Origin of the sequence: Paraburkholderia sp. BCC1876 (assembly GCF_902833695.1) — a bacterium.
In the GTDB taxonomy this organism is placed as follows: Bacteria; Pseudomonadota; Gammaproteobacteria; order Burkholderiales; family Burkholderiaceae; genus Paraburkholderia.
This window is the reverse complement of sequence record NZ_CADFGI010000006.1, coordinates 244,941-261,466: the sequence shown is the minus strand read 5'-3', so window position 1 is coordinate 261,466 and position 16,526 is coordinate 244,941. Positions and strand designations below refer to the sequence as shown.

At 65.4% G+C, this 16,526-nt stretch carries 9 protein-coding genes; 3 read left to right on the top strand and 6 right to left on the bottom strand.

Annotation, left to right across the window (positions count from 1 at the left end; genetic code table 11):
- Nucleotides 1-68: 68 nt before the first annotated feature.
- Together HWY05_RS22950 and HWY05_RS22945 are read left to right on the top strand one after the other, a co-directional pair.
- Nucleotides 69-707, top strand: a complete 639-nt coding sequence (locus HWY05_RS22950) for a DUF3455 domain-containing protein (protein WP_051980327.1) — start codon at nt 69-71, stop codon at nt 705-707.
- 16 nt (nt 708-723) lie between these two features.
- Nucleotides 724-1,809, top strand: a complete 1,086-nt coding sequence (locus tag HWY05_RS22945) for an LLM class flavin-dependent oxidoreductase (RefSeq protein WP_176059745.1) — start codon at nt 724-726, stop codon at nt 1,807-1,809.
- A 209-nt stretch (nt 1,810-2,018) separates the two neighbouring features.
- Here HWY05_RS22945 and HWY05_RS22940 read toward each other — a convergent pair whose 3' ends face one another.
- The 4 genes from HWY05_RS22940 to HWY05_RS22925 all read right to left on the bottom strand — a co-directional run bounded on the left by HWY05_RS22940 (nt 2,019) and on the right by HWY05_RS22925 (nt 11,421).
- Nucleotides 2,019-6,347, bottom strand: coding sequence for a hypothetical protein (locus HWY05_RS22940; RefSeq protein ID WP_176059744.1), 4,329 nt, complete (start codon nt 6,345-6,347; stop codon nt 2,019-2,021).
- Between the two features lie 270 nt (nt 6,348-6,617).
- The gene (locus HWY05_RS22935; protein WP_176059743.1) at nt 6,618-8,111 is read right to left on the bottom strand and encodes a polysaccharide pyruvyl transferase family protein; all 1,494 of its coding nucleotides are present in this window, start codon (nt 8,109-8,111) and stop codon (nt 6,618-6,620) included.
- The gene (locus HWY05_RS22930; RefSeq protein ID WP_244146682.1) at nt 8,108-10,324 is read right to left on the bottom strand and encodes a thiamine pyrophosphate-binding protein; all 2,217 of its coding nucleotides are present in this window, start codon (nt 10,322-10,324) and stop codon (nt 8,108-8,110) included. The genes HWY05_RS22935 and HWY05_RS22930 overlap by 4 nt, the downstream gene beginning before the upstream one ends.
- Nucleotides 10,324-11,421 carry an aromatic ring-hydroxylating dioxygenase subunit alpha gene (locus HWY05_RS22925; protein WP_176059741.1) on the bottom strand — a complete coding sequence of 366 codons (1,098 nt, stop codon included), beginning with the start codon at nt 11,419-11,421 and terminating at the stop codon, nt 10,324-10,326. Before HWY05_RS22925 ends, HWY05_RS22930 begins: the two co-directional genes overlap by 1 nt.
- Nucleotides 11,422-11,911: 490 nt before the next feature.
- On the opposite strand from HWY05_RS22925, the gene HWY05_RS22920 reads away from it, so the two are divergent.
- A complete protein-coding gene (locus HWY05_RS22920; protein WP_244146679.1) occupies nt 11,912-13,015 on the top strand; it encodes a response regulator transcription factor in 1,104 nt (367 codons plus the stop codon).
- A 78-nt stretch (nt 13,016-13,093) separates the two neighbouring features.
- Here the strand turns inward: HWY05_RS22920 and sctC are convergent, their stop codons facing one another.
- Nucleotides 13,094-14,884: a type III secretion system outer membrane ring subunit SctC gene (sctC, locus tag HWY05_RS22915; RefSeq protein ID WP_176059740.1), complete on the bottom strand. Its 1,791-nt coding sequence runs from the start codon at nt 14,882-14,884 to the stop codon at nt 13,094-13,096.
- A gap of 92 nt (nt 14,885-14,976) precedes the next feature.
- Nucleotides 14,977-16,452: a helix-turn-helix transcriptional regulator gene (locus HWY05_RS22910; protein WP_176059739.1), complete on the bottom strand. Its 1,476-nt coding sequence runs from the start codon at nt 16,450-16,452 to the stop codon at nt 14,977-14,979.
- Nucleotides 16,453-16,526: the final 74 nt, after the last annotated feature.

Here is a 16,526-nt window from a genome sequence, read left to right as displayed (position 1 = left end):
CTTTCCCGCCCCGCCCCGCACTATTTGCGCGACTAGCACCATTCGCGCCATTCGCCCGACTCGCGCCTTTGTCGCGCCCGACGCTGACCTGTCTCACGGCAGGCTGCCTGCTCGCGCTCGCCGCCTGCGCGACGACGTCCAGAACGCCGCCGACCGCCAACGAGTCCCTCCCTCTCGATCTACGCGCCGGCCAGAACGAAGTGCTCCAGGAAGTGATGACCACCCACGGCGATGAAACCTACGTCTGCCGACGCATCAAGTCCGACGTGCCCGCCGCCGGCGCCGCGTTGCAGCCCGGCATCGCCCGCGACGGCACGCAACTGCTGTGGGATCCGCTGGGATCCGAAGCCTTGCTGGTCGACGCACGCGGCCAAAGCGTGGGCACCATCGCACCGGGCCGTTACTTCCTCGCGTACGACGGCAGCTACGTGATCGGCAAAGTGGCCGGCGAAAGCCAGGTCGGCGCGAACGCGCTGACCTGGGTGCGTTACACCGCGCGCTTCGTCGCGGCGCGACGCCCCGGCGAGGGCCGGCTGGCCGACATCAGTTCGATCCAGCGCATCGACACTTCGGGTGGCCTGCCGCCTCTGCCCGCGTGCGAACTGGAAGGCGCTCATCTGCTGGTGCCTTACGGCGCGACCTATATGTTCTATCGCGCCAAAGGGCTCGCGCCGGTCGCCTTGTCGGCGAGCCAGCCACTGCATTGATACCCCGGAGTCGACCATGCAATTCGGTTTGTTCTTGACGCTACCCGCGCCCGAACCCAAGCCCGCCGCCGAGCTCTACCAGCGCGCGCTCGACATGGCTGAAGCCGCCGATACGCTCGGCTTCAGCCATCTGTGGCTCGCCGAGCATCACTTCACGAACTATTCGCACTCGTCACGCCCGCTGATGCTGCTCTCGCATATCGCCGCGCGCACGCGTCATCTGCGTCTCGGACCGGCGATCGTTCCGGTGCCGCTGCATCATCCACTGGTGATCGCGGAAGAGTTCGCGACACTCGACGTGCTGAGCGGCGGCCGTGTCGAAGCCGGTCTCGGCAGCGGTTATCAGCGCTATCAATACGAGCGCTTCCAGCTCACCAAAGGCGCAAGCACGGCACGCGACGACGAAGCGATCGACGTGCTCCTGAAAGCATTGCGCGAACCCGTGTTCTCGCATCACGGCGAGCACTTCCACATTCCCCGCACCGGCCTCGTACCGCAGCCGCTGCAACGCGCGATACCGCTGTGGCTCGTGGTCAATTCGAGCCGGCGGGCGTCGGTCGAACAAGCCGTGAAGCGGCGCGCCAATCTCTTCACCGGCGTGCTCGAACCGATTTCGAAGCTGACCAATGTGCGGCGCCACTATCCGGATCTCGCCGCTGCGCTGTCGATGGTGCGTATCGGCACGCAGCGGCCTGTGTTCGTCGCCGAGAACGAAGCGCAGGCGCGCGAGGCCGTCGAGCATGCGCGCTGGAACGGACGCGCGACGCTGCGTCTGCGTCACGATTGGGGCGACGTCGTGGACGGCATCGTGCCCGCGGCGCCTCTACCCGACGAGCCCTCGGACGACGCGTTGCGCAACGATTTTCTGGTGATCGGCACGGCGGACGAATGCATTCATCAACTGCGTCGGATTCAAGCCGGGCTCGGTTGTGACTACTTCAGCGCGAGCTTCTGGTTCGGCTCGATGCCGCATGACATGGCGATGGAATCCATGCGTCGTTTTGCTCGGGACGTGATGCCGGCATTCGCGCGCGAAACGGCGACGGATGCATGCGAGGAGGCGTCACCGCGTCCGCAGTGGGAGTCAACGCTGGCGTGGTGAATTTGGCCGTGGTGCGTGGTGCGTGGTGCGTGGTGCGTTCTGCGTTCTGCGTTCTGCGTTCTGCGTTCTGCATGCTAAGTGCTAAGTGCTGAGTGCTGAGTGGCAAATGGCAAGCGACAAGCGACAAGCAGTGAGCAGCACTAGCGCACCGCGCCCGACCTCAAGCGATCGAGCGCCGGCATGTCCAGCGCTCGACCTGCAGCGAACACTCAAACCGCCGGTGGGTCCTTCGGCTTGACGGCTTCGAAGTGACCGCCCTGATCCCAGATCATCACCTCGCGCACGTTTTCAGCTTGCTGATCCGCGCCGATGTGATCCAGGTGCGTTCTACCCGCCACCTGCGTGACACCCACCACATGCAGCGGCTGCTGTGTCTGCGGGTCGTCGTTGATCATCACCACCAGACGCTTGCCGGCAGCGCCGGTGAATGTCATCGGTTGGCCGTTCAGGACGTGTCCTTCGCCCACCAGTTTCTGCCGATACTCGTCCACCCGCTGCGTGTGAGGCTGGCTGTAGTCGCCCGTCGCATGCTGGACCATGGAAATGAGCAGACAGTTGTTCATGTCGCCGTTGTTTTTAACGACGCTGAAGCCGCTCTTCTCGAGGCTCGCTTGCGTTGGAGCGAAATCGGTGGCGGCCATGGTCGCTTGCTGTTCGTACTCCCACTGCTGATTGCCGTAGACCGCCTTTATGTCGTCGGGCAATCTGTTCCATGGCGTGATCGCGGGCGCGCTCTGCGGCAGTACCTTGAGCGCACTCAGCGCGTCGTTGATCCGGTCGTCGTGTGCCTCGCGCTCCGGCGCTAAGGGCGCGACCAGCGCGGCAGCGGAGCTTGACGATGACGCGGCGCTTGAAGCGCTTGACGCGGCCACGGAGTTTAACTTGGGCGTGGGCGTTTGCGGCGTGGTCATCGACGGCGACGACGGCGAATTGAGCGGCTGCGACACGCTCGCGCTGATCGGCGGCTTCAGCGGCTTCGGCGTCGCCGACGTATTCGTCGACGCCGGCAGCGTGTTCGGCGGCGATATGCTCGCGGTGATCGGCGGCGTAACCAGCGGCGTGTTCGGCTGCAAACCACTCGTAGCGATCGAAGGCGCAATAGGCGACGTATTCGGCAGCGACACGCTCGCGGTAATCGGGGGCGTAGCCAGCGGTGTGTTCGGCTGCAAACCGCTCGTAGTGATCGAAGGCGCAATAGGCGACGTAACCACCGGCGTATTCGGCGGCAACCCACTCGCCGTCACCGACGGCCTAACCTGCGGACTAGCCATCGGCATCGGCCTCGGCCCAGCCAACCGACTCGACGAACCCGAAGCCAAAGCCGCCATCGGCTGCATCTCCATCGCGCCCGTGGCGTTAAGGTCGAGACCGGAACCCCCGACATTTTGCAGCGGCCTGAAACCGGACGCCGGCGGGCTCACCGCTGGCGTCGGAGCCGGTTTCCCGCCGTGCAACGTGAATGTGCGTTTCGACTGACTGTCGTAGCAAAGCACGGCAGCAACCGGCGCGGCCGCGTTGCCATTGCCGCCAACGCGTTGATGCGGCTGCGCGCCGGTAGCATCCACGAGTTTGACCGCCGCGCCCGGCTTGCCATAGACCTGAGCCGCGACCTGTGCGATCACGTCCGCATGCTGCGCCACATCGATGGGCAGCAGCGGCGACGCGCTGGCACCCGGCGCCGTACCCGCACCCGCACCCTGACTCTGACTCTGACGCAACGTCTGAATCACTTGCGCGCGCGCCTTCATCACCTGCCTGTTCATCTCGCTCGACGACGCATCGCTCTTACCCGAGAAATTCTGATGCAACGCGTACAACATCGAATCGAGGCCCGGCGTACCCGGGTTGTCGATCACATCGACGCCAGCCTCTTCGAAATGGTTGCGCCACTGCAACGGCTCGGCCGCATCCGAAGGCTGAAGCTGAACCCGTTCGACGGCGTCCGCCGCGCGATTGCGGCCCGCCTGATCGAGCGTGACCGTAGAGAAACGCCGCCGCACGTTTTCGCCGAACAGATGACCTTCGAGCCACTTGCACGCGTCCTTGCGACTCATACCCTGGAGGCCCGCGATATCCTTTTCGGTGAAGCGGAAATCGCGCAGCATGTTCCTCGCCGCGACCGCGCCCTCGCCGCCTTCGCGCCACCCCGCCACGAACTGGCGAACCGCGAACGGCGGATTGTCCTGCGCGAAACGTGTTTTCAGATGCTCCGCGACCGCTGCGGGCGTTTTGCCCTGATAGCCGGCCTTATCGAAACCGAGATCGCCCGGGGCGTGTCCCGCCGACAGTTGTTCGGACAGCGTGCCGATTCCGGCGGCCGGATCGTAAGCCGCTTCATCGAGGAAATGCGTCTTGAGCGCGGCAAACGACTCGTCCGGATTCGAGTCGTCGTCGATCGCGCGCAAGGCGTCGGAGTTATGGGTCTGCGCCTCGGCATCGATCATTTGCCGTGCCTGATTGCGATGAAAATGCGAGGCGACGCCGCCGCGCTCGTCGGCCAGCACACGCAGCGCGACCAGCACATTGTTCTCGGGGTTTTTAGACGCCAGAAACTCGCGGGCGCCCGCATGATTGCCGGACCGTTCAAGCCCGTCGAGCTTCTTGATGTCCGCGTCGCCGAGTTTCAGTTCGTTGCGCAGGAACATATCGCGATGCTGCAGACGCTGCGTCGACCCCGCGCCTGATTCGATCCGTTCGCGCACCCGAGGCAGCGCGCGCATCAGCGCTTCCTCGCGCATCTTTGCGTCGATCGGCCGGGCGTTATTCTGCGTGATATAGCTGACGATCCCCCGGCGGCCCGCATAGATCAGATACACCGGACTCAGCACCGCGCGCGACGCGCTCACCTGGCCTGCGGTCGCCGCGGCGACCGGATTCACCGCCAACTCGGCCACGCCCGCTGCCATGTTGACCGCGCCGTAGGCGACCTGCACCTTCGCGTGCCGCTTTTCCTCTTTCAGATTGTCGAGGTTGAGTGCCTGGTAAGCCGACAGATGCTGCTTCAGCATCTCCGGCGGCGCGGCGGTCTGCGGTGTCGTGCCGCTCGGCTTCAAGGGCACGACTTTCGCGTTGTAGCGCGTCTTGAGCTCCTGCATCCGCTCGATCGTCGCACCACCGATGAAGTGCTTCGCCAGCGCCTGGCGAATATCGCCGCGCTGATATTTCGTCGTGGGCAAGGTGGCGTCGCTTTTCCAGAAACGCCATGAGCCGAAGTGCAGCGTGTCGCGCACGCGCGAGCGATCGGTCTCGGAGAGTCCTTTGTAGCGTTCGAGAAACGCATCCGGATCGCCCGAGCGGGCAATCGCCGTCAGCGCGTTCTTGTCGAACTCGCTCTTCGGCACCCCGTGTGCCGCGAAGTGCGGGTCCAGCTTGCCCAGATCGGGACCGGCCCGCTTGCCGCGCGACGCTTCACGGACCGTCGCCAGATGCGTGAACAACGAATCGGTGCGGCCCGGCCTCACGTCGGCGGCGATGAAGGCGTCGATCACGTCTTCGCGAATCGCGCGCCGCGTGCTCGCCGTATTCAGATTGGTCTTGCGGTTGAAGTTGAGGACGTTGAGCTTGATCCGCTCGCCGGGGAAATGCAGCATCTGGTTCAGCCGCGTCTGTCCGCCGCCGCCCACCGACGCGAAATTCTGCGTGAATTTCGTGACCTCGGCATCGCTGCGTTGCCGCAGGATCGAATAGACGTTCGGGTCGATCCTGCCTCGCGCGTGCAGATCGTCGAGCGCTTGCAGGCCGGGGCTCGTCGCATCCTCACGCGCGCTCGCCGGATGATCGAGCGCGGTACTGAACGCGTGGGTGCGCTGCACCTTGCGGTCGACCGCCCGGCTTTGCAGCGCGCCGGCCGCCGTGTACATCGCGCCGGAAGCGATGGCGAGCGCGCCGTCCGCATACACCGGCCCCGGCGCCTTGCCGTACAGCGAGGTGCCCGGATGCGTGACCGATTCCATGCGGCTGGTCATGTTCAGCGCGCCCAGCCCGACATCGCGAAACGCGCCGGGCGCGGCGCGCTGGAGATTGCCTTTGTCCTGAGCCAGCACCCGCCGTGCTTCGTCGCCGTCGAGCGTGCCCTTTTCCGTCGTCTTGACCTTGTTCGCGCTGTTCGCGACCTTGAAAGCCTTGTTCGCGGTGCTGACGGTGGTAGCGACGATGTCGAGTGCCTGAGGCACGGCGCCCAGCGAGCCCGCGACTTCGGCGAGCGTTTTCGTTCCGTCGGAGGCGTGGCCGGCGGCGCTCGCCAGGCCGCCGCCGGACGACGCCGCGTTGTTCACGCCCCACCCCAGATAGCCGCCGGACGCCGTGGTGCCGAGCGGCGATTCGATGGCCGCGATGCCTTGGCCGGTCTTTTTGGTCGTCTTCGACAGCTTTGCCTTCAGCTTGCCGAGCGTCGACAACTGGGCGCTGCCTTGCTGCGTCGGCGTGGGCGTCGTCGATGCAGGGGTCGGGTGGGAGGGATCGGTGGACGGGTGCTCGCCGTTGGCCGGGTCCGGCACATGTCCAGCACGGGGCGAACTTGGAATGGACGGTGTCGACATGCTGGTCTCCGTGGCGATCGGGCTCGATTCGTCAGTACAGCGGAAATCGATGTGTCGACCCAACGCAAAACGGAACTGCCGAACGGCCAGGCGAAGTTTTTGTCAGCCTGATGACGGTTGTGGGAAGTTTTGATGCGGTACGGGTGGTTGTGGTGTGGATGGGTGTGGCGCGGATGACTGGACTGGACCGGACCGGACCGGACCGGACCGCGTCGCGTCATGGCATGGCACGGCAATGCGCGTGCATCTGTGCACTCGCGCGATCAGCGTTCAGCCTTCGAGTGCAGCGCGCAGCCTCTCGCCCATCGCGTCGATACGGACGCGTTGCGACGTTGCATAGTCCGCGTAAGCCGCGATCAGCGCGGTGCGCACCTCATCGCGGCACAGCGATCCGATCGCCGTCAGTGCGGCTTGCGCGCCGTCCGCGTCGTCACAAGCCGCGCTCCATTGCGGGCATCCCACTTCGCCAAGCAAACGCTCGATGCGCGTGTCCATTGACAATCCGAACACCGGCACACTGTGCGATATCGCGAGCACGGCCGCGTGATAGCGCGTCGTCACGACGCAGGCGGCATGCGCGACCGCCGCGGCCACTTCGTCGAGCGTCCGCGGGCCACGCGTGACGAGCTCGATCTCGAACGGCAGCCGCGCGGCCAGATCGACGCAGGCGCTGTGGTCGAGTTGCTCCATGCCCACGAGTACCGGCGTATAACCCTGCTCCCGCAAGCCGATGGCGATCTGCGCGAAGCGATCGAGATACGCGTGATAAGCCTCGGCACGCGCCGCGTCCCAACTGTGGAAATGCAGCGGCCCGTAACGCAGCGGCGATGTTTCGCCGCGCGCGTCGAGCTCACGAGCACGTGCGGCATCGGCACGCACCGGCCACCAGAACGGATTGTTCGGACACAGCGCGACGCGTCGCGCGGCGGGCGATGCGGCGCTTGCTTCAGGCCGCGCCCGATAAGTCCATGCCGTATCGGCGCCGGCCTGCGCGAGCACGCCGAGCGACGCGAGTTGTTGTCGCGCCGCGTCGTTGCGGCAGATGATCTCGCCGCCATCGGCGTTACGTTCGACGAAGCGCGTCAGCGCGGCGCTCATCGTGCCGCTGTCCACGCCATAGGCAATCGCCGGCCGCCCATGCGCATGCGCGAGCGCGAGGCCACCGATCAGTACGCCTGCCAGCGAATCCGAAAATTTCGACGTGTAAGTCGAGCCTTCGACATTCAGCACGAGGTCGGCTTCGCGCACGGCGGCATCGAGCGCATCGGGCAGATAAGGCAGCGCCGGGGTGAGGCGCGGCGTGTCGGCCAGCAGCGGATGATCGAAGCAGTCGCCGAGCGCGAACAGCGTGATCTGCGGCACGCGCGGCGCGAGCACACGGCGTAGCTGCGCGATCGTTTCGATCGTGCGCAGATCGGCGCCGGTGTTGCCTGCGCCGGTATAGCCGAGCAGCAGCACGCGCGGTGCGGTGTTTGGGGCGCTTGGGGCACTTGGCGAACTTGACGCGCCTGGCGCACTCGACGTACTTGCTGCGCTTGGCACACCCGGCACACCCGGCGAGCTTGACGCTCCTGACACACTCGGCGCACCTAGCCCCTCGCCCGACGCACGCGGACCGCCACGCGCCGACGCACGCCGCGCCGCGCCAATACGTTGCTGCAGATCGTCGAGAAAAACTTCATCCGGCGCGCTCGCGCTCGCATACCGGTTCAAGGCCGCGAGCGAACGCTCCAACGGACTGGCCACCACGTCCCAATCCATCATGCCGCCCCCAACGTTTGCGCGAGCTGATTCATCTGCATCGCGCCGGAGTACGGTTCGACGGCGATTTCCACGATCGTCACACCGGCGTGCTCTTTGGCATCGGCGAGGGCCGCGTCCAGTTCGGCGTGCGTGCCGACCCGTCGATGCGCCAGCCCGAATCCTTGCGCGAGTGCGCCGAGGTCGAGCCGATAGGGATTGCGGATCGTGCGCCGATAAGCCGGCGCTTGCGCGATGGGCAGGAAATCGAAGATCGCGCCGCCGCCGTTGTCGACCACGCAGACGCAGGCGGGCGTCTGCACACGCTGCGCGCTGGCCAACGCGGACAGATCGTGGACCAACGCCTGATCGCCGAGCAGCAGCAGTCCCGTGTCGCCACGCGCGAGCGCCTCGCCGATGAACGTCGACAGCGTGCCGTCGATACCGCTCACCCCGCGATTGACATAGATGTCCTGACGCGCGGCGCGCACGTCGTAACCGATGTCGGCATGGCGCATCGACATCGAATTGCCGAGATGGACGAACGCGAAACCCGGCGCAGCCAGCACGCGATGCACCGCCGACACTTCGCCCCATTCGAGCGACGCGACGTATGCGCGTCGCTCGCGCGCGCCGTAACTGGCGACGCTGGCCCAGCGGTCACGCCACGAGAAGGCAACGGGCGCGGCGGGTTCGTTGGGGCGGGTGTTTGCTTCGGTATTTGCTTCCGCGCACGCATGCAAATCCATCCGGCCACGCACCGCTTCGCGCAGCGCTCGCCCCATCTCCAGCAAAGCGCTAACCGAAGGCGCCACCACCACATCGCGCGGATCGAGCGCCTGATGCAGATAGTCATACGCCACACGGCACGGCGCGATCTTGATGGTGGGCACGTCGGCCTGCGTTTCGAGGTAGGCATGCAGCACCGGCATCACCGGCGCGAGGCCGAAGCGCACGATCAATTCCGCACGCGTGTTTGCAAGTCGCGAAGCACCGCCGAATACATCGAAGGCGTTGACGATCAGCGCGCCCGGCGCGCCGCGTGCCGCCGTCTGAGGCGCTAGCGCGGACGGCCCCGAACGCAGTCCGCTGCCGGCATCGGCGAGTACCGGAAAACCGCTCGATGCCGCCAGCGCGAAAATCGCTTCGAGCGGCACGCCAGGTTCGGGTCCGACGACGATCAAGCCGTCGAGACCTTCAGTGAGCGGCCGATCGCCGCGCTTCGCCAGCACACGAGACATAACACGCGCAACGACCTGTTCAAGCTCGTGCGCGTGCTCTTTCGCGTGATCGCTCGGGCGCTCGTTCGCGTGCTCGTTGGTGCCGTGATCGTTGGTGCCGTGATCGTTGGTGCCGTGCTCGTACGAGCCGTGCTCGCTCCCGTGCTCAAGCACTCGTTCAACCACATGCTCATTCATGTGCTCGCCCGCACTTGCGGCGTGCGCGTCCAACGCCTGAACTTCAGCCACGCCAGCAACATCGCGCTGCGTCACCATCCCGCGTACGACACCGGCCACGTCACCGGCCCCTCGCACCGCACGAACCGTTTCGCCCGACACCGGCTGCGTCTCGACCGCATCGTAGACACCCGCCAGCGGCACATTCACATGCACCGGCCCACGCGTCGGCCGCCGGGCGGGCGGATGCGCATCGGCGCGCGACAAGCCATCGCCGATGTCTTCCACACCCTCGACCATCGCCGCAAGCGCCGCCGCTACCCTGCCCCTCGCCTGCTCCACCGCGTGCGGCGAATCGACAGGATCATCCAGATCCGCCTGGGCGCGCACGAACGCGCGCGTCGCGCCAAGGTGATCGGCCATCTGCCCAAAGCCCGTGCCGCGCAAAGCCCGCGGACGATCGCAGGTCAGCACCACGAGCGGCACATCGGCGGCGTCCGCTTCGGTCAGCGCCGGCAACACATTCGCGACCGCCGAGCCGGAAGTCGTGACGATCGCCACCGGCGACCCGCTCGCCTTCGCGAGCCCAAGCGCGACGAACCCGCCACTTCGCTCATCGGTGCAGACCATCTCGACGGCGATATGCGGATGCGCATCGACCGCGAGACACATTGCACTGGCACGTCCACCGGGGCACAACACCGCATGACGCACGCCGGCCGCGCTCAGCATCTCGACGATGCATTCCACCCAGACCGCGTTGAGCGATTCGTCATCCGCAGCAGCATCGTCGCGAAGCGCTTCGCCGCGCAGCGTCGCCTCATCGAAAACGGCCGCCATCACGCGAGCGCTCGCGAAGCATCCGCCACCGGCGTGATCGCGATCGTGCGCGCGGGCGCTTCGCCCGCCGCCCGCTCCGCCGCGATCAGCCGCTCCATCACGCGCCGCGCGCGAATCGCGCCGGCATCGATCGGCAGCAGCGCCGGTTGCATCGCCCAGAAGTCGTTATCGCCGAGATTCTTCTGCTGCGCTTCGAGCATCGGCAGGTCTTCGCACTCGAACGGCTTCATCAACCCGTCGACGGCATAGCGCACCAGGTCATGCGCAGCCTCGCCCATCTCCCTGGGCAAACCGAACGCGAAGAAGTAATGCGTCGTGCGCTCCGTCTCCGGCGTCAGCCAATGCGCCGACGGCGCGATCAGCCCCGCTTCGCGCGGCATGCCCGCGGCGGTCACGCCGACCACGATCGACAGCAGACCCGGCGGCGTCCAGCGCACATCCATCCAGCGGTCCACCCGCGTCCCCGGCGGAATCCCGAAGCCTTGCGCGACGAACGGCTGCAGCGCTTCGTCGTACGCGCTGCGGCGCACCCAGACAATGTCGCCGAGGTTGCCCGACTGCACGTCGCCGCGCGCGATCGCCTCGCTGCCCAACGTATCGGGATGCAGAAACTGGAAGTGGCTCAGATCGAGCAGGTTGTCGGCGCTCAGTTGATAGTGCGCGCGCGTGTGCAGATAACCATCGTGGGTGACGTGCGTGGCGGGTTCGACGAACGGAAACGACGGCAGCAGCGACTCGTCGGCGCGCAACGGGTCGCCGGGCCAGAACCAGATGGCGCCGTAACGTTCGAGCGTGGGATAGGTGCGCACCTTCGCGCCGGCCGGCACCCGGCCGTCGCCGTGCGGATTGTGCACGCACTGCCCGCTCGCCCCGAAGCGCAAGCCGTGATAGGGACATTCGAGCGCGCCGTCGACGACCCGGCCTTGCGACAGCGGCGCGAAACGATGTGCGCAGCGATCGTCGAGCGCGATCGGGCGTTGTTCGGCATCGCGATACAACACCACGGGCCGGCTCAGCAGCGTGCGCGAAAACGGCGTGCCGGGACAAACCTCGTGGGAGAACGCGGCGACATACCAGGCATTGGACAGAAAGGACATGGACGCACTCGCAATGGAATCGGCATAGAAAAAAATAGCGTGGCGCCGCTTTCCGGCCGCCTCATGCGAGTCTAAGTAGCCGGCCGTCCCACAGTTTCAAAAAAACTCATGCCAATCCGAAGCTATGGGCATAAAACGCAGTCGCGCGATTCTCAACAAAAGTAAATAGGCCTTGCAACGCTGAAAGGTGCTGCGAACCTTGCTTCGCGTGCGATTCCGGCCGATTTGAGTCTCTTTTACCGGCCTCATTCATATTGAGTGAAATTGATACCGCAAACCGGTTCAGCCATTCATCTCCACTCAACGTGCGCGATCTCCAACCTTATTAGCCGGCATAAAGCGATTCGAAACCCTTCGCCTGAATTTCATGCACTTTCTCTACTTCTTACAGCGAAACAATTCGTTACAGCCCTGATATTTTAAGGGCCGTAATTTTCGGGGCACGCCAGATGGTTTGGGAAGCAACCTTAAGCATCAGTCCCGGGAGGGCATGTTGAAATTCGCCGTGATGACCACCAGCAGCAGTCTGTTCAATCTGATTTGCCAATGCTTTCACGACGAGGCAATCGAATGCTGCCGTTTCCTCGATGACGTCGCGCTATCCCGGGCGATCTATCGCGAGGACTATCACGCCATTCTTGTCGACGCCGCCACGGGGATCGACGCGACGCGCGCCGTGTTCGCACGTCGCGCCTGCTACGGCGACCGCCGCGCGCCGTTGATCGTGATCGGCGCGTTTGCCGATCGCGACAGCATCGAGCGGGCCTTCGAAATCGGCGCCGACGACGTCGTCCTCTCGCCGATCGACCGCGGCGAGCTCGAAGCACGCACCTACCAGGCGCTACGCCGCTTCCAGTCGCCTACACCGGTGCAATCCGAAGACTGGGTCGAACTCGGACCGTACCGGCTCGACCGGCGCACGGGCACGGTGCTGGTCGACGATCAGGAAATCCGCCTGACGGTGCGCGAATTCGCGATTGCGTGGCTGCTGTTCTCGCGGGCCGGCGAGTATGTGAGCCGCCGGCAGATTGCCGGCGCGATCTGGAGCAGCACGGAGGATATCGTCGGACGCACGCTCGAACAGCACATCTACAAGCTGCGCAAGAAGCTGGCGTTGAATGGCGCATCCGGTGTGCAGCTCCGCACGATGTATGCGCACGGTTATCGCGTCGAGTTGTGCGACGGCCGGGCCGAGAGCGACGCGATCGCGACAGATCTGACGCGGACCACCCAGGACACGCAATCAACGCGAACCACGCAGAGCACGCGAGCCGCGCGCACTGCGGATGCGATTGTCGCGATCACCCAGGCCGTGGATAGCGCACGCGAAGAAATCGCCGACGACTGCACAACACAAACGACACGCCCGGTGCGGACGCTGGACATCCACGCAAAAGACAGCGAGACGGCACGCAACGCGCAGCCGTGGGGCCAGTATGCCGCCATGTGGCACAGCGGTACGACGCACGTCGTGCATCGGCTGGCGGGCTTTACGGCGGCCGGCGTGGAGGCTTCGGACGGTGACGCATCGGTCGCGCTGACCTCGTTCTCGATTCCCGCCGCGCTGCTGGGCGGCAACGCACGCCGTCGCTAGGCAGCGGCTAAAAAGGGGCAAGCGCGGCCATCACCGCCTTGCCCCTGTCCTGCATCAATCCAGACTCAACCCAGCCGCCTACAGATCCAGCACTCGCGGCGACAACAGGAAGACCCGCTCCATATGCGAGCGCTCGTCGTTGTTGTAACGGAACAGCGCACCAATCAGCGGAATCTTCGACAAACCCGGCACACCGGTCATACCGTTCGAGTTGTTGTCCACGCTATAACCCGCGATCAACAGACTCTCCCCCTGGCCGACAAACGCCTGCGTATTGATCTCGCTGCTGGTGATCACCGGAATGTTGTCGACCTGCTGCCCCGTAAGCTGACCGTCCTCGATATGCACTTCGAGCTTGATGCGCGTCTGGCCGTCCTCCTGCACCACCATCGGCAACACGCGCAGCGACACGCCGGTCGACACGCTGTACAGATCCGCCGACGTATAGCCGGACACGCGCACGAAGAACTTGGTCTTGTTGTCCATGACCGCTTCGACGTTGTCGAGCGTCGCGACTTTCGGCGACGCGTCGATCTTCGCCTTCGAGCTGCTCTGCATCGCATTGACGCGCGCCATCAGATAACGCCCGGCATCGCCCAGCACCGCGGTGATCGACGCGCCCACCGGCGTGGCCGAGACGACCGTGGTGCCGTCGGCGAGCGTCGAGGTGCCGAAGTTCGGATTGATCGAACCGTTCGCGTAGCTGTTCTGCTGATACGTGCCGCTGCCGGTCTGAAAGTCGAGATGGCTGTTATGCGCCCGCCAGTCCACGCCGATCTGCTTGAGCAGGTCGTCGTCGATTTCGATGATGTGCGCCTCGATCTCGATCAGCTTGGGCCGCGTGTCGAGCTGAGCGATCAGCGACGCGTACTGGTCGATACGCTGCGGCGTATCGCGGATCAGCACCGAGTTCGTGGTGGGATCGGGCTGCATGATCGGCAACGTCAGATCGCCGCCACTCGGCTGGCTCATCCCCGACGAGCCCGGCGTATTCGCGTAGCCCACGGCGCCGCCGCTGCCGTAACTGGACGGCTGCGCATTGCCGACCAGACCGCCGAGCGCGGAGCCGTCGCCGCCTGCCATGTTGGGCGGCAACGGCGGATTGTTCACCTGACCGCCGCCGTTGTTGCCGCCGTTGACGTCCGTCATCGGCGGCACGCGCTGCAGGTTCGGCGACACCGAGGTCTGCGACTGGCCGCCACCGCCGCCCTTCTCCTGCTTCGCGTGATACATGTTCGACAGCACCGTCGCCACGCCCGGCACCGTGATCGTGTTGCCGTCGATCTGCACCTTGTGATCGGCGGCCCACGCATGCTTCAGTTTGAACACGCGAATCACCGAGCCGGTGCGGCGGCTGGCGTTCTCGTCCAGCCGCTTCGCGATCTCGCCGACCATCTGCACATATTGCGGCGGACCGTTGACGATCGCCGTCCCCGCGCTTTCGTCATAAAGCACCGGGAAACGCGGGTCGTCGACGCTCATGGTGTGCAGGGCGGCGCGCAGATCGCTGGCGGACGCGTGGTCGAGTTTGATCACCTGGTGCGTGACGTCGTTGGCGCTGCTGATCGACAGCACGCTGCCGTCATAGAACCAGACGAAGCCGAAGGTCGACGCAAGCGTATCGAGAAAGCGTTGCGGCGACATATCGAAACGCCCCGTCACCGCGCCCTGCACGTTGCCCGCAATCGATGCGGCCACGCCCTGGCTGGCGGTGAAATCGCGCAGCACGTCTTTCAGATCCTTGCCTTCGACGGCAATGTGTACGGTCGTGCCGCGCCAGCGCACCGGCGCAGCGCTCGCGGGTTGCAGCGCGCTCAACGTGAGGGACGCCGCGAGCCACGCGGCGCAGAACAGCGTCTTCGATTTCATGGAGTCGACTGTGTGAAGGTGAAGGAAAAATGACGAAGGCCCGCTCGCACTGCCGCGGTCAGCCGCAGTGCGCCGTTGCAGCAGGGGCCGCGCTATCGTTCGAGCGTCTCGGACGGGGCTTCGTGAAACTGTTTGCGATAGCCGTTGACAAGTGTCGAGCGGTTTTGCACGCCCCATTTGCTGGCCGCGCCGAGCACGCCGCGCTCGCTCGAATAGGAACGGTCGGTGAGTTCCGCACGGATCCGTTCCATGCGTTGACGGCGGATCAATTCGGTCGGCGACAGTCCGAGGAAATTCTTGAAGGCGCTTTGCAGCGCGCGCTCGGTCACGCCGATTTCGGCGGCCACTTCGCGCACCGACAGATCGCGCCGGTCGAGGTTGTCCAGCACGTAGACGTAGGCGCGGCGATACTTGGCCGGCAGACGCGCGCCCACGTCGTCCAGTTGCGGGGAGGCTTTCGCGCTGCGCTGCAGGAACGGCGCGCGCACCTGCGAGTCTTCGCGCAAACATTGCATTGCGACCAGCGCGTAGCGGCTGTAAAGCTGCAGCGATTCCTGCGCGCGTCCTTCGGCCTGACGCGTTTTCGCGCTGCAGTAGAGGTATTCGAGCTGACGGTGGCCGGTCGTGCCGTTACGGCCGACCTGATGCAGCGGTTCGAGAATCGAGCAGGCCAGATGCGGCGCCGCGCCGGCCAGTGTCGCCAGGGCGATTTCGAGGCGCAGCGTGCGTTGATAGTCGGCGAGTCCCTGCTCGCGCGACCATTGCAAATGCCGCTGCAATTCGCCGATCGCATCGCGATCCGCGCAGGCGGCCAGCCGCAACTGCTGCAGGTAGTCGATCCGCGCACGCAGCAACGGCGAGCGCACGCCGAACACGGCGCGCGCGAGACCGTCGACGCTCGCATCCGTGCCCTGACCCGGGCGCGGCGCACGTTCGCTCGACAAACCGGAGTGCCAGTAGACATGATCGCGCAGCGCCGTTGCGCCCCGCACTTCCGCCTGCACGGCGAAGTCGAAACGCAGCGTGGTGAGCAGCGCGTGCCAATGGCCCTGCGTATCGTCGAGATCGCGCCCCACCCGTTCGATCAGATCGTCGAGCGCGTCGGCGGCTTCGCTGGTGCGGCCCAATTCATAGAGCACGCAGACCATCCCGAAGTGGGCCTCCACCGCACGCGCCGGCTCGATTTCGGGTTCGTCGGCGACACGCGAAAAACACGCGAGCGCCGTGCCCAGCCGATGACGAAAAAATGCCTGCCACGCGGCATTCCGGCAGGACGCGGCACGGATCGCATGCTTCGACGAGCGAATCAGTTTCTGTGCGCGGCGGTAGTTCTCTTCCGCCTCGACTTCGATACCCAGCATCAGTTGCAGGTCGGCGTGCAATTGCAGCGCGTGAGGCGCGAAATCGGCGTTGCCGGCTTCGTCGGTCCAGCGGCTCGCGAGCTGGCTCGCGGCGTTCAGTTTGCCATCGAGCAAGGTGTCCAGGAAGCGGCTGGCCGGCGCGGTGTCAGCACACGGTGTCGGTGTCGCGAGCGCGGAGACCACAGGGAAATAAAGCATCGAAAGCATGGACGACTCCTCTGAGTGCGGGAACGCGTCGCAGGCGGCAAGCGCGTTGCGTCGGGTGGAGTCAATGTAGCCAG